General features: G+C 65.0%; 19 protein-coding genes. 7 read left to right on the forward strand and 12 right to left on the reverse strand.

Translation table 11 applies throughout. The features are described 5' to 3' along the window. Positions 1-96: 96 nt before the first annotated feature. The 4 genes from JQ627_RS05830 to JQ627_RS05845 all read right to left on the reverse strand — a co-directional run bounded on the left by JQ627_RS05830 (position 97) and on the right by JQ627_RS05845 (position 4,131). On the reverse strand, positions 97-450 hold the full coding sequence (locus tag JQ627_RS05830; RefSeq protein WP_249142929.1) for a SulP family inorganic anion transporter: 354 nt from the start codon (positions 448-450) through the stop codon (positions 97-99). A gap of 417 nt (positions 451-867) precedes the next feature. Then, positions 868-1,194, reverse strand: coding sequence for a BA14K family protein (locus tag JQ627_RS05835; protein WP_212483227.1), 327 nt, complete (start codon positions 1,192-1,194; stop codon positions 868-870). A 1,236-nt stretch (positions 1,195-2,430) separates the two neighbouring features. Further along, entirely contained in the window at positions 2,431-2,598 is a 168-nt protein-coding gene (gene rpmG, locus JQ627_RS05840; RefSeq protein WP_057756569.1) for a 50S ribosomal protein L33, read from the reverse strand. 207 nt (positions 2,599-2,805) lie between these two features. Continuing rightward, complete coding sequence (locus tag JQ627_RS05845) at positions 2,806-4,131, reverse strand: LLM class flavin-dependent oxidoreductase (protein ID WP_212483228.1); 1,326 nt, start codon at positions 4,129-4,131, stop codon at positions 2,806-2,808. Positions 4,132-4,354: 223 nt separating this feature from the next. Between JQ627_RS05845 and JQ627_RS05850 the strand changes: the two genes are divergently transcribed. Together JQ627_RS05850 and JQ627_RS05855 are read left to right on the forward strand one after the other, a co-directional pair. Next, on the forward strand, positions 4,355-4,897 hold the full coding sequence (locus tag JQ627_RS05850) for a hypothetical protein (RefSeq protein WP_212483229.1): 543 nt from the start codon (positions 4,355-4,357) through the stop codon (positions 4,895-4,897). Positions 4,898-4,971: 74 nt separating this feature from the next. After that, positions 4,972-6,330 (forward strand): metallophosphoesterase, encoded by a 1,359-nt coding sequence (locus JQ627_RS05855; protein ID WP_212483230.1) that lies wholly within the window; start codon positions 4,972-4,974, stop codon positions 6,328-6,330. 27 nt (positions 6,331-6,357) lie between these two features. Here the strand turns inward: JQ627_RS05855 and JQ627_RS05860 are convergent, their stop codons facing one another. Genes JQ627_RS05860 through topA form a run of 4 tightly spaced genes read right to left on the reverse strand, consistent with a single transcriptional unit; the run spans position 6,358 to position 12,681 of the window. After that, positions 6,358-7,107: an NUDIX hydrolase gene (locus JQ627_RS05860; RefSeq protein WP_212483231.1), complete on the reverse strand. Its 750-nt coding sequence runs from the start codon at positions 7,105-7,107 to the stop codon at positions 6,358-6,360. Positions 7,108-7,140: 33 nt separating this feature from the next. After that, positions 7,141-7,581 carry a DUF983 domain-containing protein gene (locus tag JQ627_RS05865; RefSeq protein WP_212483232.1) on the reverse strand — a complete coding sequence of 147 codons (441 nt, stop codon included), beginning with the start codon at positions 7,579-7,581 and terminating at the stop codon, positions 7,141-7,143. Next, the gene (gene rnr / locus JQ627_RS05870; RefSeq protein ID WP_212483233.1) at positions 7,575-9,932 is read right to left on the reverse strand and encodes a ribonuclease R; all 2,358 of its coding nucleotides are present in this window, start codon (positions 9,930-9,932) and stop codon (positions 7,575-7,577) included. Before rnr ends, JQ627_RS05865 begins: the two co-directional genes overlap by 7 nt. Positions 9,933-9,939: 7 nt before the next feature. Further along, complete coding sequence (gene topA / locus JQ627_RS05875; RefSeq protein ID WP_212483234.1) at positions 9,940-12,681, reverse strand: type I DNA topoisomerase; 2,742 nt, start codon at positions 12,679-12,681, stop codon at positions 9,940-9,942. 226 nt (positions 12,682-12,907) lie between these two features. Between topA and JQ627_RS05880 the strand changes: the two genes are divergently transcribed. Next, positions 12,908-13,147, forward strand: a complete 240-nt coding sequence (locus JQ627_RS05880; RefSeq protein WP_212483235.1) for a hypothetical protein — start codon at positions 12,908-12,910, stop codon at positions 13,145-13,147. A gap of 266 nt (positions 13,148-13,413) precedes the next feature. Here the strand turns inward: JQ627_RS05880 and JQ627_RS05885 are convergent, their stop codons facing one another. Then, entirely contained in the window at positions 13,414-13,881 is a 468-nt protein-coding gene (locus tag JQ627_RS05885; protein WP_212483236.1) for a helix-turn-helix domain-containing protein, read from the reverse strand. 121 nt (positions 13,882-14,002) lie between these two features. Here JQ627_RS05885 and JQ627_RS05890 point away from each other — a divergent pair, with 121 nt between their 5' ends. Beyond that, positions 14,003-14,776, forward strand: coding sequence for an SDR family oxidoreductase (locus JQ627_RS05890; RefSeq protein WP_212483237.1), 774 nt, complete (start codon positions 14,003-14,005; stop codon positions 14,774-14,776). 168 nt (positions 14,777-14,944) lie between these two features. Further along, complete coding sequence (locus JQ627_RS05895; protein WP_212483238.1) at positions 14,945-15,127, forward strand: hypothetical protein; 183 nt, start codon at positions 14,945-14,947, stop codon at positions 15,125-15,127. A gap of 60 nt (positions 15,128-15,187) precedes the next feature. On the opposite strand, the gene JQ627_RS05900 is transcribed toward JQ627_RS05895, so the two are convergent. After that, entirely contained in the window at positions 15,188-15,796 is a 609-nt protein-coding gene (locus JQ627_RS05900) for an FMN-dependent NADH-azoreductase (protein WP_212483239.1), read from the reverse strand. A gap of 83 nt (positions 15,797-15,879) precedes the next feature. On the opposite strand from JQ627_RS05900, the gene JQ627_RS05905 reads away from it, so the two are divergent. Further along, positions 15,880-16,290 carry a helix-turn-helix domain-containing protein gene (locus JQ627_RS05905; protein ID WP_212483240.1) on the forward strand — a complete coding sequence of 137 codons (411 nt, stop codon included), beginning with the start codon at positions 15,880-15,882 and terminating at the stop codon, positions 16,288-16,290. Here the strand turns inward: JQ627_RS05905 and dprA are convergent. After that, the gene (dprA, locus tag JQ627_RS05910; protein WP_212483241.1) at positions 16,287-17,429 is read right to left on the reverse strand and encodes a DNA-processing protein DprA; all 1,143 of its coding nucleotides are present in this window, start codon (positions 17,427-17,429) and stop codon (positions 16,287-16,289) included. The genes JQ627_RS05905 and dprA overlap by 4 nt on opposite strands. A 90-nt stretch (positions 17,430-17,519) precedes the next feature. Between dprA and JQ627_RS05915 the strand changes: the two genes are divergently transcribed. Continuing rightward, positions 17,520-18,764, forward strand: coding sequence for an amidase (locus tag JQ627_RS05915; protein WP_212483242.1), 1,245 nt, complete (start codon positions 17,520-17,522; stop codon positions 18,762-18,764). Here JQ627_RS05915 and JQ627_RS05920 read toward each other — a convergent pair. Continuing rightward, entirely contained in the window at positions 18,756-19,958 is a 1,203-nt protein-coding gene (locus tag JQ627_RS05920; RefSeq protein ID WP_212483243.1) for a patatin-like phospholipase family protein, read from the reverse strand. The two genes, JQ627_RS05915 and JQ627_RS05920, sit on opposite strands and share 9 nt — an antisense overlap. Positions 19,959-19,966 lie beyond the last annotated feature (8 nt).

Below are 19,966 nucleotides of genomic sequence, written 5' to 3' on the forward strand. Positions count from 1 at the left end.
CCGCGTTCACTGAGAGCCCGGTAAGCAAAGATCGGTCGGCTTGCCATAGCCGCGCGGCAGTGGCGGTGCGCTGCCTCGACGCCGGCAATGGGCGCCCTAGCGCGATGCTCCGACCGCAGCCCTGATCCGCCCCATCCGCGCCGATGTGGCAAACGCTTCGTAGTCCTTTTCGGTCCGCTCGGCATATCTCATCGCAAACGTGCCGATCGCTTCATCCAGTGCATCGCTCTTGCCGCAATAACCTGCAATCGCCGCAGCCTCGCGGGACGTGCCGAACAGCGCGTAGGCGAGTAGCGCCGGCACGATGGTGTAGAGGCCTATGATCGGCGGTACGCCGACAATCCCGGCATAAGCCATGCCCTCCGGCACCATCACCGCCCAGAGCGCGACTCCTGCGAGCGTGTCGGGCACCAGCCATTCTCGCCGATAGCCCGAAATCCAGTCGAGCATCGGGAAAAGCCTGTGAGGCACCGAAATGAGGCCTGGAAGCGCCATTATCCATATGACCGCAGTTGGAAGCGCGCCATTACACGTCGCTCGCGACCCAAACCATTGATCGAAATCAACGCTGCCGGAGCCCTTCAGGGACGGCTCAACCGCTCACAAAATCGGGACGGGATGCGCGCGCTGATCCGGCCGTGGCAGCCGCCGGTGCCACGCACGGTGTAGCGGGGTGCGCTGGCACGAGCGTCGGACCCGAGGCGTCTCCTCCGGCGGAACGCGGGGCATGAAGACCCGAGGAGAGCCACGAGTTGGCCGTGACGCGCAACGTATCCTGGAAGATTCGAGACGCGACGGCGTCTCGATCCAACCGAGTCTGGCCATCCGTTCGGACGTCCACTTGATCCGGTGACTTGCGGCTTTGCATTACCTGCAAAGATGACGATTACCGTCCAGCCCGAGGTAGGTGCTCGTTGCCGGATCGTAGGATCGATAACGCTCCGAGCAGGAACGTGAAACAGCGCCATCCGCGCGAGCCATGGCGTTGTCCGCGCCTTGCGCAGGAGCTGCGCCATCCGGCAACTCGAGGCCCAGCCGACCTGCCGGCGTCAGTGTGCCGTTCAGGTTGCGATTGGGGTTCTCGGCCTCGTATGTATCCGGATGGCTGCTCGCAAAGCCAGATTGCGCGTAGGCGGCGCTTGCGGTCAGGCCCGACAACAAGGCCAAGGCAGCGAGAATTTTAAGTCCAGTCATGGTCGATCTCCCATCATTGCCCGGTGCAATCACGCTGCCGGTGCGAGTGGAGATGGATCGACATCTGCGCTGAACAAGCGCGATGATCCGATACGCGCGACCTGGCGCGATCTCGTCGTTCAAATACAGAAAGGATCGTTTGCTTGTGGAACGCAAAAGAATGGGCGACCGCCGCCAGGAGCACGCCTGTCTTTGCCCTCGTGCCACGGGCGCAGCGCAGCGTCACCTCGACGATGCGCTTGCGCGCGACCGGCGGGCGACGCTGGGCTAGCTGCGGCCAGCGCTGGCCGACATCGGGTCCAAGTTCAACTGAAACAGAAAGCCAGCGGGCTGTATGGACTAGCGACGTCCTGATCGCTTGAGTTCGGCGACTTTAAACCTGTTGCCGGCGGCCAGGCTGCTGCAAAACCAGTGGGCCCTGTTTCGGTGGTCGCCCAGGAACACCCTGGTTTCAACGCAGTCCAGATAGGACTTGTGGGTGATGGTGTCTCGGCACGTTGGCGAGAAAGGTCCATAGTTCAGGCCGCCGCCCGACTCGCTGCATCCAACCCAGGGTTCTTTGCCCTGTCGGAAGCTTGAGGCACAGCCTCCGTTGCAGCTGCTGGCGACTTTCTCCAGGCTGGCAAGCCTCGCCATCGCCGAACCCGGCGCATACGAAGGCGTGGTCGCGGTTGACGTTGGAGCGGTTGACGCAGTCCGACGCGGCGCCGTTGTGGTTGCTCCCCGCTCCGACACGCGCGGCTTTGCCACCTGTTTCGGCGCATCGACCGTGACCGGGGGAAGCGTGGCGGCGGGGCCTGTTGGGATTTGCGATGCTGCCGGGGCGCACAGCAAGGCAGTTGACAAGACAGCGATGGCAGAGGGCACGACAAAGCCTGACGACAATTTCATGAGCATGTCCTTCCCAAATGCGGGACGGAGATGCCGCCCCGTAAGTGCACGATAACATACATTTGGGGTTGAACAACCGATGGTTGAGCGTTCGTCTGCCTATAAACGCGCCAGCGAGATCGGCAGAGAGTTGATGACAGTCTTGTGCCCCGGATGCAGCGCAGCGCTTCTTCAGCGCGGCGCTGCAGGGCCGGGGCTCATGTCTCCGCAAGTCGGTTTTGGCTTTCTGGGTCCCGGCTCTGCGCAGCAGCGTTTCACGCTGCAGTGCGTCCGGGACACGAGCGAGGCGCAAAATGAAACGGGGCCCGCAAGGGCCCCGCAAAACTCTTCAACGCTTCGCCGATCTTACTTGATCTTGGCTTCCTTGAATTCGACGTGCTTGCGCGCGACCGGATCGTACTTCTTCTTGACCAGCTTGTCGGTCATGGTGCGCGAGTTCTTCTTGGCGACGTAGTAGAAGCCGGTGTCAGCCGAGGACACGAGCTTGACCTTGATGGTGACCGCTTTGGCCATGTTCAGAACCTCAGGAATGAAGGGAATCTGGAGCCGGCCAAACGGCCCGCGTTGGCCGGCAACCTAGCCAGAAACCGCCTGATGTCAAGGTTTCGAAGCGTTTTCGAGCGAAGTGGGCACCGGTTCGCGTCAAGAAAACGCGTCAAAAACAACAACCTAGAGCCCCGAACGGGCCCTAGGGCTGAAAAAGCACCCGAACCGGGCCCATCAGGCCTCGAAGAAGCGGTTTTTCGGCCGCGGCAGGCCCAGATTCTCCCTCAAAGTGGCCCCTTCATACTCTTTGCGGAAAATCCCGCGCCGCTGCAGCTCCGGCACCACCTTGTCGACGAAATCGTCGAGGCCGGCGGGCAGGAACGGGAACATGATGTTGAAGCCGTCGGAGCCGCGCCCGACCAGCCATTCCTCCATCTGGTCGGCGATGGTCTTGGCCGTGCCGACGAAGGACAGCCCGCCATAGCCGCCGACCCGCTGGGCGAGCTGGCGCACCGTGAGCTTATCGCGCTTGGCAAGGTCGACCATGCGCTGCCGGCCGCTCTTGCTGGCGTTGGTCTCCGGGATCTCCGGCAATTGCCCGTCCGGATCGAAGCCCGAGGCATCCGTGCCGAGGATGACCGAGAGCGAGGCGATGGCGCTGTCGTAATGCACGCGGCTGTCGAGCAGCGCGCGCTTCTCCTTGGCCTCATCGACGCTGTCGCCGACCACGACGAAGGCGCCGGGAAGAATCTTGAGGTGTTCGGGGGCGCGGCCGATCTTCTCCATGCGGCCCTTGATGTCGGCGTAGAGCTTTTGCCCGTCGGCGAGGGAGCCGCCGCCGGTGAACACGGCTTCCGCCGTCTCCGCCGCAAGCTGCCTGCCGTCTTCGGACGCGCCGGCTTGCACGATCACCGGCCAGCCCTGCACGGGGCGGGCGATGTTGAGGGGGCCGCGCACCTTCAGATATTTGCCGTTGTGGTCGAGCACGTGCATCTTCGAAGGATCGACGAACAGGCCGCTTTCGACATCGCGCACGAAGGCGTCGTCGGCGAAGGAATCCCAGAGGCCGGTGACGACATCGTAGAACTCGCGGGCGCGCTTGTAGCGCTCGGCGTGCTCCATGTGATCGTCGAGGCCGAAATTCAGCGCCGCGTCCGGGTTCGAGGTGGTGACGATGTTCCAGCCCGCGCGGCCGCCGCTGAGATGGTCGAGCGAGGCGAAGCGGCGCGCGACATGATAGGGCTCGTCGAACGTGGTCGAGCCCGTTGCGACCAGGCCGATCCGCTCGGTGACGGACGAGAGCGCCGACAGCAGCGTGAACGGCTCGAACGAGGTCACGGTGTGGCTGCGCTTGAGCGCGTTGATCGGCATGTTCAGCACGGCCAGATGGTCGGCCATGAAGAAGGCGTCGAACTTGCCGGCCTCGAGCTTCCTGATCAGCGTCTTGATGTGGTTGAAATTGAAATTGGCGTCGGGCCAGGCCCCGGGATAGCGCCAGGCGCCGGTGTGGATGCTGACCGGACGCATGAATGCGCCAAGCTTGAGTTGCCGTTGTGCCATTGCCCCGTATCCGTTCTGGGTGTCGTTCATCAACACATAGGCACGCTGGGGAACTCCGCCATTGGGAGGGCAGGGAAGAATTTTTTGTTTTTCGATCAACTCTCAGCACGTCATTCCGGGGCGCGGGCAGCGCGAGCCCGGAATGGCGGGGAGAGAGGGGCGCGCTTCGTCGAACCAATTCTGCGCTCGCTCCGACCAAGCCAAGACCCGTGAGGAGGCTTCAATGGCCGGCGCAATGACCGTGGACGGCGGCACCGTCCGCATCGACCGGCCCATGCCCAGGGTCGGCCGCCTGCTGTCGCTGCCGCTACTGGCGGCGAGCGGCTATCTCCTGTGGAATGTCGCGCTCGGCCTGCGCCAGGATTTTTCCGGTTTCGGCCGGCTCGCCGATGATCTCGTGCCGGTGCTGGTGTTCACGGGACTCGGGCTGCTCGTCGGCATTCCCGGAATCATCCTGCTGACGTTCCGCACTTTCGTCGTGCTCAACGAAACGCTGCGGCAGATCGTGATCACCAGGCAGTTCGGCCCGCTGAATATCCGCAGTCAGCGCGATCTCGCCGACTATCACTTCATCAGCATCACCGACGACTATGATACGGATCTGACGACCTACGACGTCAATCTCTGCGGCAACAAGGGCATCGAGCCGATCACGCTTCAGAGCTTCACCAGGCGCGAGGAGGCGGACCAGCTCGCGAGCGAGATCGGCCGCGTCCTCAGGCTGCCGGCGCGCGACTATGTCGGCACCGAGCCGGACGGTTCCTGATTAGTCCAGCCACGACCTGTTGCTACCCGTTGCGGAAATTGCCATCCTCGCGGCCGAAACCGCAATGGAAGGCCATGACCTCTGCGAATAATTCCATTCCCGCGCTGCTACCGCGAGGCAACGGCCACCAATTTCTGTTGTATGGCGATTCCTGTTCGGGCGTGCCGGGTGCCTTGCACGAAAAGACCTTCGCCTCGGTCAATGCGGTCGTTCAACGCCTGAGGCCGCAGCCTGAATTCGTTCTCTTTCCGGGCGATGAAATCATTGGACTGACGCCGGATCCGGATGCGCTGCGCGCGCAGTGGCGCCACTGGCTGGATACGGAAATGGCATGGCTCGACCGTGCGGCCATTCCGATGTGGCACACGACCGGCAATCACACGACCTATGATTTGATGAGCGAGGCGGTGTTTCGCGCAGTGCTGGAGCTGCCGAAGAATGGGCCGCCGGGACAGGCGGGCCTCTCCTACTTCGTGCGGCGCGGCGACCTCCTGATGGTGTTCGTCAACACGCTCTGGAGCGGTCTTGGCGGTGAGGGCCATGTCGAGCTCGCGTGGCTGGAGGCAACGCTCAGGGAACATGGTGATGCCCGACACAAGCTCGTCCTTGGCCATCATCCGGTGTTTCCGATCAACGGCTTTACCGGGACGTATCAGCGCGAGATCGGCCCTGAGTATGCTCGCCCGTTCTGGGACATCCTGGTGAACGAAAACGTGCTTGCCTATCTGTGCAGCCACATCCTCGCCTTCGACGTCCAGGCGCATCGCGGTGTCCTGCAGGTCTGCACTGCGGGCGCGGGAACGGCTCACAGGATGCCGGAGGGCGTCGAGTACCTGCATTGCGTTCAAGCCGCGCTTGATGAGCAAGGCCTGCGTTATCAGGTGCTCGATATCGACGGCGTTGTAAGGGAGAGGATGGAATGGCCGCTGCGCGATCCTGATCCCGCCCTGTGGAGGGAGCTGCCGCTCGGTGAAATCGAAGCGCCGTTCAGCGGATGTGTGGAGAGCGGGCGGCGGATCGAGCTGAGGCTTGTGGGGCAAAGCGCTGCGACCGATGTCGCATCAGCCCAGACGATTTTCACGGCCTTCACGCCTGGTTCGATCGCGCCGTTCTGGCTTGGTCTCAGGGGACCGAAGCAAACTCTGACAGCCATCGTGGGGCGTGAGCCGGGACGCAGTCCATCCTATTGGCTTGGACCTGACCTTCCGGCGGGCGACGGTTTCGATATCCACGTCACGATCTATCCGGATGTGGGCCCCGGCGGTCTCCTCTACCGCGATCACGGCTCCCCGCGTTGGTCGTCCTTCACCTCCGCGACGGCGCGAGGGTTGGAGCAGCTTGTGTGGCCCCGGCATTGGGCCATCGGTCACGGACAAGGCGGCAGCGAAGACCGTGCCTTCAGAGGTGCCGCGTTGAGTTTGCTGATTGCGTGAGCAGGCCTGGAGAAATCGGCGGCCGGATCAGCTCAAGATATCCTTCTGCATCTTGCCGCCGTAGAAATGGAAGAACGGCACCGGCGCGTCGTGGCGGAGCGGGCCGGTGGCAAGCCGCGTGTCGAGCTCGTTGAGCACGTTGCGTGTCATCGGATGCAGATCGGCAAGCGGTTTTGAGCCGAGCTCGACCCAGACCAGTTCGACCAGCTCGGCATCCGCATGGATCACGCCCTCGACGCGGTGGGTGATCGCGGAAGCATCCGCCGTGAAGAAGCGCGTGTCGAACCGCTTGACGCGGCCGGGCGGGGTGATCGCGCGTGCGATCAGGAACAGGCTGGACGGGTCGGGCAGCAGGCCCGCATCCGCGAACGGCTTCCAGGCGCCCTCGAGCCTGGCCTTGCCCTCAGCCTTGCGCCCGAGGCAGAGGCCGGTCTCCTCGCAGGCCTCGCGGATTGCGGCAATCGCAAGCGACTTTGCGCGTGAGGCCGGGGTCTTCGGGCTGCCCTTGGCGAGATTGGCTTCCAGCTCGGAGGTGATGGGTGCAGCGCACGGCACCCGGTAATCGTCCTTGTCGACGCGACCGCCGGGGAAGACGAACTTTCCGGGCATGAACACCACCTTGTCGTGGCGCTTGCCGACCAGGACTTTTGGAATCGTGTCGCTGCGATCGACCAGGATCAGCGTCGCCGCATCGCGGGGACGGAAATAGGGATGGTGGTCGGCTTCCTTGCCCTCGTGGATCTTTGCCTTCTCGGCTGCCTGCGACGTATCCGTCATGTCCTCACCCAAACCGCTTTTTGATTATTTTGCTTAGACCGGCGGAATACCATCCGGAGGATTGTCGTCAAAGCCATGCATGCGCAGAGCCCATTGCAAGCCGACCACAGCTCCCTTCACCGGCTGGAGCAGCGCGAGCGAGGCGACGAAGGTGAAGGGCAGATAGGCGGCGAAGCTGAGCCAGGCCGGCGTGGTGTAATTGGTCTCGATCCAGAGAATCGTGGGCACCACGATGTGGCCGACGATGACGATCACGAGATAGGCCGGCAGATCGTCGGCGCGATGTGGTGTGAAGTCGAGGCCGCAGACCGAGCAATTGTCCGCGGTCTTCAGGAAGGCGCGGAACAGCTTTCCCTCACCGCAGCGCGGGCAGCGGCTGCGAAAGCCGCGCTTCATTGCCGTCCAGACGTCGCGCTTCTCGACCAGACCGGTCTCGCGCGTCCAGATCTTCGGGGCTGTGCTCGTCGTCACCATGCCTTGCCCTTCTGACCCCCGCCTTTTCCCTTGTTCTTGCCTTTCCCCTTCTTCGCCTTGCCGGACTTTTGCTTCGGCGGCTTGCGTTTTCTCTCCGGACTGCGTCCGGGATGCGCCTTGAACGAGGGGCGGCGTTGCGGACCGGATGACCTGCGGTCGCGCGGCGCGGTCTCACTGGAAGACGACAGCAGCTCGAAGCGCAACGCGCCTGCGATAGGTGCCGCTTCGATCAGGCGGACGTCGACCACGTCGCCAAGCTGATACATGGTGCGGCTGCGCGTGCCGACGAGGGCATGGCGGCTCTCGTCATAGTTGAAATATTCCGTGCCGAGGGATCGGATCGGGATCAATCCGTCAGCGCCGGTCTCGCTCAGCTTGACGAACAGGCCGGCGCGCGTGACGCCGGAGACGCGGCCCTGGAAACTCGCGCCGATGCGGTCGGCGAGGTGATGGGCGATCAGGCGGTCGACGGTCTCGCGCTCCGCTTTCATCGCGCGCCGCTCGGTCACCGAGATGTGGGCTGCGACCTCGCCAAGGCTTTCCGGCGTCTCGCTGTCGGGCAGGGCGCCTTCGCCGAGCCCGAGCGCACGGACCAGGGCGCGATGCACGACCAGGTCGGCATATCGGCGGATCGGCGAGGTGAAGTGTGCATAGCGGCGCAAATTCAGGCCGAAATGACCGTAATTCTCCGAGGAATATTCGGCCTGGGCCTGGGCACGCAGCACGACCTCGCTCACCAGCGGGAAGTGGTCGTGGCCTTCGAGCTGTGCCAATACGCGGTTGAACAAAGCGGGGCGCAGCGCGCCGCCTTTCGCGAACGGAACGTCCAGCGTCTCCAGGAACTCCGCCAGCGCATGGACCTTCTCCAGCGTCGGCTCGTCATGCACGCGGTAGATCAGCGGCAGCGACTTCTTCTCGAGCATCTCCGCCGCCGCGACATTGGCCAGGATCATGAACTCTTCGATCAGCTTGTGCGCGTCGAGCCTGTCAGGGACGATGACGCGATCGACCGTGCCGTCGCTCTTCAGCAGGATCTTGCGCTCGGGCAGATCGAGATTGAGCGGATCGCGCTCGTCGCGGGCGCGCTTGACGCAGGCATAGGCGGCGTAGAGCGGCCTCAGGATCGGATCGAGCAGCGGACCTGTGGTGTCGTCCGGCCGGCCGTCGATCGCGGCCTGCGCCTGCGCGTAGCTCAGCTTGGCCGCCGAACGCATCAGGATGCGATGAAAACTGTGCGAGCGCTTGCGCCCATCCGGGGCGATGATCATGCGCACCGCGAGTGCGCCGCGCGGCTCGCCCGGCACCAGCGAGCAGAGATTGTTGGAGATGCGCTCCGGCAGCATCGGCACGACGCGGTCGGGGAAATAGACCGAGTTGCCGCGGTCGAGCGCGTCGCGGTCGAGCGCGGTGCCCGGCCGGACGTAGAAGCTGACATCGGCGATGGCGACGTCGACGATGAAGCCGCCTCTGTTGTTCGGATCGGGATCGGGCTGCGCATGCACCGCGTCGTCGTGATCCTTCGCATCAGGGGGATCGATGGTGACGAGCGGGACGTCGCGCCAGTCCTCGCGCCCCTTCAAAGTCGCAGGCTCTGCGGCTTCGGCTTCACGCTCGGCCGCGGGGCGGAATTGCAGGGGGATGTCGTGGGCATAGATCGCGATCAGGCTGATCGCCTTCTCCGACTTGACCGAGCCGAGCTTCTCCTTGACCCGGCCTGAGGCCAGCCCAAAGGCGCGCGAGCGGATGATGTCGACGCTGACGAGGTCGCCGTCCCGGGCGCCGTGCGTGTCGGCCGCGGCGATGTTCAGCTCGCGGTCGGCCGACTTCTTGTCGACCGGAACCAGCCGTCCGCCGCCTTCGGGCAGCTCGCGGAACACGCCGAGGATGCGGCTCCTGGTCTTGTCGAAGACCTTGAGGATGTGGCCGCGATAGGCCGGGCCCTCGCTCTCATCGGACCGCTCGACGCGCAGCAGCACGCGGTCGCCGGCGCCGGCCGCGGTGCCGGGCTTTGGCCGGCGCGGCATGACGATGAGGATCTTTGGCGGTTCGCCGCTTTCGACCTCATCCCATTCGGTGGGGGAAGCGATCAGCTCGCCGTCAGCGTCGCGGCCGGTGATGTCAGCGACCAGCGTCGGCGGCAGGCTGTCCGGCTCGGAGACCTTGTGGCGCTTTTTCTTGATAGTGCCGTCGTCGGCGAGCTCGCGCAGCACGCGCTTGAGCTCGATGCGATCGGCGTTCTTCAGGCCGAACTCGCGCGCAATTTCGCGGGTCCCGACCTTTCCGGGATTTGCCTTGATGAAGGCGACGATGGCGCTCCGGTCGGGAAAGCCATGGTCATGCTTGCGTTTCACTTAACCTCTAATTCTTGCCGGCACTCTTCTTGGCCGGAGCCTTGGTAGCGGCTGCCTTGGTCGGCGACGTCTTGGCGGTCGACGATACGGCTGCGCGCGCCTTGCTGGTGGATTCGGATTTGGTTTTGGCCGCTTTCTTCGCGGCCGGCTTCTTCTTTGGTGCGGCGTCGTCGCCGTCCGCGGCCTTCTCCGAGGCCTTCTTGGCCTTGGCCGGCTTTGCCGCCTTCTTCGGCTTCTTGCCGCCGCCCTTGGCTGCGCGCTCGTCGATCAGCGCGATCGCCTGCGGCAGCGTGACGGTGTCCTTTTCGAACTCGGCAGGGATCGTCGCGTTGACGCCGCCTGCCGTGACATAGGCGCCATAGCGGCCGCTCTTCACCGTGACGGTGCCGAGTGTCGGATGGTCGCCGATCGCCTTGCCGGGGTCGGCGCCGAAGCGGCGGCTCGGGCCCTTCGCGACCTTTTCCGCGATCAGCGTCACGGCGCGGTTGAGGCCGATGTCGAAGACCTCGTCGCCGCTTTCCAGGCTGGCGTAGGTCTTCTCATGCTTCACGAACGGCCCGAAGCGGCCGAGTCCCGCCGTGATCGGCTGGCCGGTCTCCGGATGCTTGCCGATCTCGCGCGGCAGCGACAGCAGCTTCAGCGCAAGCTCGAGCTCGACATCGCTCGGAGAGGTGCCCTTCGGGATGCCTGCGCGTTTCGGCTTCTCGCCTTCCTCATAATCCTTCTGCTCGCCGAGCTGGATGTAGGGCCCGAAGCGGCCGGCCTTGACCCAGACATCGCGACCCGTATCAGGGTCCTGGCCGAGCGAACGGTCGGCGGTGGTCTCGCTGTCGGCGGCGAGCTGGCGGGTGTAACGGCATTCCGGATAGTTCGAGCAGCCGACGAAGGCGCCGAACTTGCCGGCCTTGAGATTCAGCCGGCCGTTGCCGCAGCTCGGGCACTGCCTGATATCGCCGCCATCGGCGCGGGGCGGATAGATGTGCTGGCCCAGCATGTCGTCGAGCACGTCGAGCACCTGGGCTACGCGCAGGTCCTTGATCTCGTCGACGGCGCCGATGAAGCCGGTCCAGAAATCCTTCAGCACCTGCTGCCAGGAGATCTCGTTGTTGGAGATGCGGTCGAGCTGCTCTTCGAGACCCGCGGTGAAGTCGTATTCGACATAGCGGGCAAAGAAGCTTTCGAGGAACGCGACCACGACGCGGCCCTTGTCCTCGCCGTGCAGGCGCTTCTTCTCGAGCTTGACGTAGCCGCGGTCCTTCAGGACCTGGAGGATCGAGGCATAGGTCGAGGGCCGGCCGATGCCGAGCTCTTCCATCCGCTTGACCAGCGAGGCCTCCGAGAAGCGCGGCGGCGGCTCGGTGAAGTGCTGGGTGACGGCGAGCGACTGCCGCTTGAGCGCGTCGTTCGGGCTCATCGCCGGCAGGCGGCGGGAGTCCTCGTCCTCCTCGTCGTCGCGGCCTTCCTGATAGAGCGCGAGGAAGCCGTCGAACTTGACGACCTGACCCGTCGCCCGCAGCTCCAGCGTGCGGCCGCCGGCCTTCGCGGTGACGTCGACGGTGGTGCGCTCGAGCTCGGCCGATTCCATCTGGCTCGCGATGGTGCGCTTCCAGATCAGCTCATAGAGGCGCGCCTGGTCGGCATCGAGCTTGCGGCTCATGCTGTCCGGGCGGCGCGACATGTCGGTCGGGCGGATCGCTTCGTGCGCCTCCTGGGCGTTCTTGGCCTTGGCCTGATACTGGCGCGGGGCCTCCGGCACATAGGCGTTGCCGTAATCCTCGCCAATCACCTTGCGCGCCTGGGTGATCGCGGACGGATCGATCTGCACGCCGTCGGTACGCATATAAGTAATGAGTCCGGTGGTCTCGCCGCCGATGTCGATGCCTTCATAAAGGCGCTGGGCGATGCGCATCGTGTGCGCCGGCGCAAAGCCGTATTTGCGGCTGGCTTCCTGCTGGAGCGTCGAGGTGGTGAAAGGCGCCTGCGGATTGCGCCGGGCCGGTTTTGCGTCGACCGCGGTCACGGTGTAGGCGGCTACTTCCAGCGCCTTCTTGAAATCCTCGGCTTCGGCGCCGCTACCGACGTCGAGCCGCTGGATCTTCTTGCCGTCGGCGCCGACGAGACGCGCCTCGAAGGCATCGCCGCGCGGCGTCAAGAGGGTCGCAATCAGCGACCAATATTCGCGCGGCACGAACTTTTCGATTTCGAGCTCGCGGTCGCAGACCAGCCGCAGCGCCACCGACTGCACGCGGCCGGCCGAGCGGGCGCCCGGCAGCTTGCGCCAGAGCACGGGGGAGAGGGTGAAGCCGACCAGATAGTCCAGCGCCCGGCGCGCCATGTAGGCGTCGACCAGCGCGCCGTCGATCTGGCGCGGATTCTTCATCGCGTCCGTGACAGCCTGCTTGGTGATGGCGTTGAACACCACGCGCTCGATCTTCTGATCCTTCAGCGCGCGCTTTTCCTTCAGCACCTCCAGCACGTGCCAGGAGATGGCCTCGCCCTCGCGATCAGGGTCGGTCGCCAGAATCAAGCGGTCGGCGCCCTTCAGGGACTTGGCGATATCGTTGAGCCGGCCGGCCGCCTTGGGGTCGACCTCCCAGATCATCTTGAAATTGGCATCCGGATCGACGGAACCGTTCTTCGCCGGGAGGTCGCGGACATGGCCGAACGAGGCCAGAACCTCGTAGGACGAGCCCAGATATTTGTTGATCGTCTTGGCTTTCGCCGGCGACTCCACAATGACGATATTCATGTAGTTCCAGTAACTTACGGGGAAATTACGAGCCGCTTTCGATGAGATTCGGATCGGCCGTTTCGACCCGAACATGGGTGGTGAGGCCCTCGCTGTCAAATCGAGGGGTGTTGAAAGCACCTTGAATGGGAAAAGTTTCATATCGAGAAAGTTGCAAAATACCACCTTGGAGTTGCGGTCAATGTCGGCGTAGAGTCCTCCGGGGCATGGATTCGGGTGGGGTCTGGTGACTAAGCCAGGAAAGAAACGGGCGCGCGCCGCATCAGGCGCGCCGGCGGGCGCGCGCCACGAGGAACCGGGAGAGGGCGGCGTCGATGAGGCGGTCGCCTTCATTGCCGAACAGGTCGGGGCATTGCGCAAGCTCGCCGAGCGCCACAAGCTCGACGTGCTGCATTATCTCCTGGGGATGACCAAGCTGGAAGCCGACGAGCATCTGCGGCTGCGGAGCAAGCGCAAGCTGTCGTGAGGGGGGGGCTTACTATCCAATCCGTTATCCTGAGGTGCTCGCGTAGCGAGCCTCGAAGGATGAGCGGCCGAGATGCCGCAGCCGGGCCGTCGCCCTTCGAGGGCCGCTGAAGAAGCGGCCACCTCAGGGTGACGGCGGTATATGGAGGCACGCCGCATCAACGTCGTCATTGCGAGCGCAGCGAAGCAATCCAGAATCCCTCCGCGGTGAAATCCTGGATTGCTTCGCTGCGCTCGCAATGACGGTGTGGCGGCAGTTGTGCGTCGTCACGCCGACCGCCTGCGCGGCGGCGGCCGTAGCTTCACCATCGTGTCCGCGGGCGTGAGCAATCGCCCATCCTCCGCGCGCATTTCGAGCTTCCGGATCGGGCGGCCTTTCTCGCGATCGACGAGAACGGTCGCGATCTGCTCGGGGTGATCGTCGAATTCCTCGCTCCATTGCCGGAGCGCGACCAGGATCGGAAAGGTGCCGCGGCCCTTCGGCGTCAGCACATACTCTTGATAGGCGCTGCCGTCGGAGGCGGGGGCGGTGGCGAGAATGCCGTGGTCCACGAGTGAGCGCAGCCGGGCCGACAAGATGTTCTTGGCCATGCCGAGCTTGCTCTGAAACTCGCCGAAGCGGCGCAGCCCGAACAGCGCCTCGCGGATGATCAGCAGGGACCACCAGTCGCCGATCGCTTCCAGTGACCGCGCGATCGGGCAGGAATCGCCCTCGAAGCTCGTTCGTTTCACCATCGTCCTGGTCCTGTCGCGTTCGCCCGATTTCGGCGCCGATCACGCGCTTGTGTGGTTGCATCATAAAACCATATGCCCTAGATGGCAACATAGTTTTATTATGCAACCACTGGAGGCGAGCGTGAGACTGAAGAACAAGACGGCATTGATTACGGGCGGCAATAGCGGCATTGGCCTGGCGACGGCAAAGCTGTTCGTGGCCGAGGGCGCCAAGGTGATCATCACCGGGCGCAACAAGGAGACGCTGGAGGCCGCGGCGAAGGAGCTTGGCCCGAACGGGTTCGCGGTCGCAGCCGACGCCACCGACATTGCCGCCACCGAAGCCGCGATCAAGAAGGGCGCCGAAAAATTCGGCAAGCTAGACATCGTGTTTGCCAATGCCGGCATTCCCGGTGGCACGCCGCTCGGTTCGGCGACGCTGGAGGTTTTCGAGAAGGTCATCAGCACCAACCTCACCGGCGTGTTCTTCACGGTGCAGTCGGCGCTACCCTATCTCAACGACAATGCCTCGATCATCCTCAACGGCTCGGTGATCTCTGTCCTCGGCATTCCCGGCTATTCGGCCTACGGCGCCGCCAAGGCCGGTGTGCGCGCGATGGCGCGGATCATGGCGTCGGAACTGTCGCCGCGCGGGATTCGCGTCAACGTCGTCGCGCCCGGCGCGATCCGCACGCCGATATGGGGCGCCGCGATCGCAACGCCGGAAGCGGAGAAGGCGTTCGAGAAGCGCATCGGGTTGTCGACACCGCTCGGGCGCATTGGTGAACCGGATCACATCTCGAAGACGGTGCTGTTCCTTGCGTCGGATGATGCCGCCCACATTCAGGGCCAGGAGATCTTCGTCGATGGTGGCGCGGTTGCCTCTCCCGCGGGCGCGCCGATCTATCGCGGCTGATCAATGTTTGCGAAAATTGAATCGGTCGGTGCGGTTTGCGCCGACCGGTTGCTGCATCTCGCGGGCTGTGTTCCCCTGAACCTTCCGTGAGGCGTTGAACCTTCGCTTGCGCTGCCAAGACCCTTCTACGGGCAGAGGGTCATAAGACTCATTTTCATGGAGCCCGTGATGCCAAAGGCAGCTCGCATTTTTTCGTCGATTTCAGCACCGCGTATTTACACCGAACGTTCCGCCATTCCCGCCAAGAGTTCCGAGACGTCCGAACTGATCGGCGTGGCACTTTTCTCTGGCATCGGCCTGTTCATTTCACTCGTGGCCGTCATCCTTGGCGTTCAGGGCGCCTGGTTTTAAAGCTCAATCGAACTCTCAGCCGCCGCCGGTCTCCGGCAGCGGCTGGCGTCGGCGTAAGTGTTACGCCGCCTGCAGGCTGGTGGCAGCCTGAAGCGCGCCGGCCAGAGCCTTCTCACGATGCTCGGGGCCGACCTGGATGCCGTCGGCGACGATGAATTCGGGGCTCGTGATGCCCATGAACGCGAACACGCCGCGCAGATAGGTTTCGAGATGCTCGAGCGATGCCGCGGGCGTACCCGGGCCGTAATAGCCGCCACGCGAGATCGCCACGATCACACGCTTGTTGCCGGCAAGGCCCTGCGGACCATTCGCGTCGTATTTGAAGGTCTTGCCTGCCACGAGGACGCGGTCGATCCAGGCCTTGAGCTGGCTCGGGATCGTAAAATTGTACATGGGCGCGCCGATCACGACGATGTCGGCATCGAGGAACTCGTTCAGCACCGCCGCGCTCGCGGCAAGGTCGGGTCCGAGTTCCGCCGGCGCCGGCGCGCCTTGCGCGGCCGCCAGATGCGAGCCGGAGAGGTGGGCGAGCGGGATCTGCGTCAAATCGCGATAGACGAGGTTGAGCGACGGCGTCGCCTGCCTGAGGCGGTCGACGATGGCGGCGGAAACCTGCCTGGAGACGGAGTGGGGGCCGAGAACGCTGGAGTCGATATGGAGGAGTTTCATTGGATTCACCCATGGTATAGATTTGTAACCCGCACTACATGAGTGACTGTCAAAATCCCCGCAAGAACGCACTTTTTTGGGCCATGGGCACATCATTGAAACCTGCACACACCGATTTGCCTGCACCACGGCTGCCGGATCCTGATCATGCCGACTGCCGCGGCGTGGCTTCGGTCCTGTCACGCGTCGGCGACAAATGGAGCGTGTTCGTCATCATGAACCTGAGCGACGGGCCAAAGCGCTTCAATGAGCTGAAGCGCATGATCAGCGGCATCTCGCAGCGGATGCTGACCCTGACGCTGCGCGGGCTGGAGCGCGACGGCCTCGTCACGCGGACGATCTTCCCGACCATTCCGCCGCGTGTCGATTACGAGCTGACAGACCTCGGCCGCGGCTTGCAACAGCCGGTGAAGGCGCTCGGGCAGTGGGCCATGGACCATCTGACGAAGATCGAGGCTGCACGGACGCAATTCGATCGGCGCAACGACACCTAGAGAAGCGACACCAATCCGCCGCCGTGGCGTTCGAGGCGCCCCGCAAGCTCCAGCTCCAGCAGCACAGTGCGCACGATCGCCGGCGAGGCGCCGGACATCCGCACGAGGTCGTCGATCGAGATGGGGGCAGGGCCGAGCAGGCCGGTGATCTGGTCGCGGTCGTGTCCTTGCGGATCGCTCTCGAACGGCTCGCTGTCGGGCTCGCTCACCGGATGCATGATCGGCCGCTCCATGATCGGGGCGACAGCGTTGATGATGTCGGACGCTTCGGTGACGAGCATTGCGCCCTGCTTGATCAGGTCGTTGGTGCCGGCAGCGCGCGGGTCGAGCGGCGAGCCGGGCACCGCGAACACCTCGCGGCCCTGTTCGGCCGCCATGCGCGCGGTGATCAGCGAGCCCGAGCGGTGCGCCGCCTCCACCACGATCACGCCGAGCGCGGCGCCCGAGATCAGCCGGTTGCGGCGGGGAAAGTCGCGGGCGCGCGGCTCGTGGCCGAGCGGCATCTCGGAGATCGCCGCGCCCCGGGGATCGAGGATTGCTGCGAGGAGATCGCCATGCTCGGGCGGATAGATGCAATCATGTCCGCCGGCGAGCACGGCGATCGTGCCGCTCGCGACGCTGGCGCGATGCGCGGCCTGGTCGACGCCACGGGCGAGCCCGGAGATGATGATGAAGCCGGCCTCGCCAAGCTCGCGCGCGAGCTGGCCGGCGAATTTCAAGCCCGCGCCGGAGGCGTTGCGCGAACCGACGATGGCGATCATCGGCCGCATCAAGGTCGCGTTGTCGCCACGCACAGCGAGCAGCGGCGGCGCGTCGTCGATCATCGCCAGCCGCGCCGGATAGCCGACCTCGCCGGGCGCCCGCCAGGCGACACCGAATTTGCGGCTTGCGGCGAGCTCGGCTTTCGCCTCATCCGCGCTACAGATTCGCCCCGACCGCGACGCGCCGCCCCGGCGAGCCAGATCGGGCAGGCGCTCAAGCGCCTCACGCGCGGTGCCGAAATGATCGACCAGCGAGCGGAAGGTGCGCGGTCCGACATTGTCGGAGCGGATCAGCCGCAGGCGGTCGATCCGCTCAGCCTCGGTCAGCTCTACGCTCGGATTGATGGCGTCCACGGCGTCTCCTTGCAGGGGCAGCATGGAACAACCTGAGGGCGTGGGCAACAGTGACGTGCGCTTGCGCGACCTCGCCCCGATGCTAAAAGCGATCCCAATAAAAAGGATGATGCCATGATCTCACTCGCCGACCTCCAGCGCCGCATTGAAGCGGGCAAGCTTTCGCCCGATGACGCCATCGCCCAGTCGCACGCGGCGATCGAGGCCAAGGAGAAGGACGTCCGCGCCTTCGTCCGGCACGACAAATCGGCGAAGGCGCAGGCCTCCGGCCCGCTGCGCGGCATCGCGGTCGGCATCAAGGACATCATCGACACCGCCAACATGCCGACCGAGATGGGCTCGGAGATCTATCGCGGCTGGCAGCCGCGCGCGGATGCGCCGGTCGTGATGATGCTGAAGCGGGCGGGTGCCACCATCATCGGCAAGACCACGACGACCGCGTTCGCCTCGCGCGATCCGACCCCGACGCTCAATCCGCACAATCCCGGCCATACGCCGGGCGGCTCGTCCTCGGGCTCGGCCGCCGCGGTTGGCGCCGGCATGATCCCGCTGGCGCTGGGCACCCAGACCGGCGGTTCGGTGATCCGGCCGGCGGCCTATTGCGGTGCTGCCGCGATCAAGCCGTCGTTCCGGATGCTGCCGACCATCGGCGTGAAGTGCTACTCGTGGGCGCTCGACACGGTGGGTCTGTTCGGCAGTCGCGCGGAGGATCTCGCACGCGGACTGCTGGCGATTACCAGGCGCACCGAATTCGACGGCATTGCCCCGGCGAAGGCGCCGCGCATCGGCGTGGTCCGGCAGGAGTTTGCCGAGGCCGTGGAGCCGGCGGCGGAGGAGGGCTTACAGGCTGCGATCAAGGCGGCCGAGAAGGCCGGTGCCAGCGTGAAGGCCATCGATCTGCCCGAGTCGGTGCAGGAGGCCTGGCGTATCCACCCGATCATCCAGGATTTCGAGGCGCATCGCGCGCTCGCCTGGGAGTTTTCGGAGCATCACGACGAGATCGCGCCGATGCTGCGCGAGAGCCTCGATGCGACCGTCGGCTTGACGCCGAAGGAATATGATGACGCACGCCGCATCGCCCGCCGTGGCCGCCGCGAGCTTGGCGAGCTGTTCGAGGGGTTTGACGTGCTGCTGACCTATTCGGCGCCGGGCACCGCGCCGGCCAAGGAGCTCGCCTCGACCGGCTCGCCCCGCTACAACCGGGTGTGGACGCTGATGGGCAATCCTTGCGTCAACGTGCCGGTGCTGAAGGTCGGCGGTTTGCCGATCGGCGTGCAGGTGATCGCGCGCTTCGGCAATGATCCGATGGCGTTGGCGTCCGCCTGGTTCCTGGAGAACGCGCTGGCGAAATCAGGCTAGCGCCGGCTCCGCAACGGGAGGGGCGCGTTGGGCATCAGTCGCCGTCGCGCCTTGCCCGAGCCAGCGCTCGGCGGCCTCGCGGCCGCTCCGGTGCAGCGTGCGAATGAAGCCGCGGCCGAGATCGGTGGATGAGCGTTGCGCAAGTCCCTCGACGGAGTCTTCGGCCGCGATCCTGGAGAGCCGCAGCGAAGGTGCAGCGGTTGCTCGCGCCCATTCCAGCGCCGCGATCTCGGCGTTGAGGGCGGCGTTGGCTGCGACCTGGTCGAGCCTGCGGTCGATCGCGGCGAGCGTGATCGGCACGTAGCTGTCGCGCGTGGGCGTGACCTGAATCAGCAGCACGTCGGAGGTCGTCGATTCCTGCACCAGGCGCACCAGCGGCGGATTGCCGCCAAAGCCGCCATCCCAATAGGCCTCGCCGTCGATCTCGACGGCGCAGTGAACCAAGGGCGGACAGGTCGAGGCCAGCGCGACGTCGGTGGTGATGGAATCGTTGCGGAAGATCTGCTGCTGCCCATCGCGAATTCGCGTCGCGGCGATCAGCAGTTTGGGGCAGGCCGCGTCGCGCAAGGCGGCAAAATCGATGTCGCGCGACAGCGCCTGCCGCAGCGGATCGAGATCGAACGGATCGAACTGGCCGGAGCGCAGCGTCGGACCGAACGCGACCGAGCTTCCCGCCGGCGAGAATCCGCCGACCAGCATCAAGGAGCGGAACGAGGCCTCGTGCATCAGCCGGACCCAGAACCGGTTCAGCCGCGAGCGAGCCGCTTCACGGCCGCCTTCGGCAAGGCCGGAGGCGAGCAGCAGCGCATTGATGGCGCCGGCGCTGGCGCCGCTGATGGTGTCGATCTCGATCGACGGCTCTTCCAGCAGCCGCTCCAGCACGCCCCAGGTGAAGGCCGCAAAAGTGCCGCCGCCCTGAAGGGCTAGCGACAGTTTTTGCGGAGGCCATTGGTCGGAGCGTGGCTGCGCGGGTGCGACCGGCGCGGCCGCGGTCACGATCTCGACGCGAGCTACGGCTTGCGCGACGGGCGCAGGCTGGGTCGCTCGCGGGGGAACGGGAGCAGGCTCTGGCGCGGGAGGCGGCGAGGGCGCATCGGACCAGACATTGGTCATCGAGAGCAGCCGGCTTGCCGCGGTGCTGGAAGCACCGTGCGAACCAGGCCCGTCATGCGCGCCGACAATCTTCTCGCTCATTCTGAGCA

The sequence above is a fragment of the Bradyrhizobium liaoningense genome (assembly GCF_018130785.1).
In the GTDB taxonomy this organism is placed as follows: domain Bacteria; phylum Pseudomonadota; class Alphaproteobacteria; order Rhizobiales; family Xanthobacteraceae; genus Bradyrhizobium; species Bradyrhizobium liaoningense_A.